At 69.4% G+C, this 532-nt stretch carries 1 protein-coding gene; it reads right to left on the bottom strand.

Annotation, left to right across the window (positions count from 1 at the left end; all coding sequences use genetic code 11):
* On the bottom strand, positions 1-532 hold a 532-nt coding region (locus tag ASC93_RS18065; RefSeq protein ID WP_162251917.1), incomplete at both ends, for an IS1595 family transposase.

Below are 532 nucleotides of genomic sequence, written 5' to 3'. Positions count from 1 at the left end.
GCGCGCCCGCACGCCGGCCTTCACGTTCACCGCTTCGTGCGTGATGCCCGCTTGCACGGCGAAACGACGATACGCCGCGGCCCCGTCGCTGATCAGCAACACGTCGGCCGGCAAGACCGGCTTGAGGCACGCATGCAATTGCGCGGCCGTCACTTGCCCCCGGCCCGTGTGAAAGTCCAGCGTCTGCCCGTTGCGGTCGCGCGCGATGAGGAGGCAGTCGTATTCGCGATTGATCCCGCGCCGCGTGGCCACGCCGCCGCGCTTCCTCGGCCGCCGCGTCAGGTTGCGCGAGCCCTTCTGTGATTCGAGGCGATAGGTCTCGTCGGCCTCGACGATGGCCGACAACGCCGCCGGCCGGTCGCGCATCGCGCCGGACACGAACCGGTGGCGCCACCTGAAACTGGTCGTCCGGTGCACGCCGGTCACGCGCGCAGCGTCGCGCACCGTGCGCGATTCGAGGATGGATTGCAGGAACGGTAGCCAGCACTCTTTCTTGCGCAGACGAGCGAGCGGCGTGCCGGTCAGTGCGTTG

Source organism: Massilia sp. Root335 (assembly GCF_001425685.1).
GTDB classification, from domain to species: domain Bacteria; phylum Pseudomonadota; class Gammaproteobacteria; order Burkholderiales; family Burkholderiaceae_D; genus Telluria; species Telluria luteola.
This window is presented reverse-complemented; position numbering and strand designations above follow the sequence as displayed.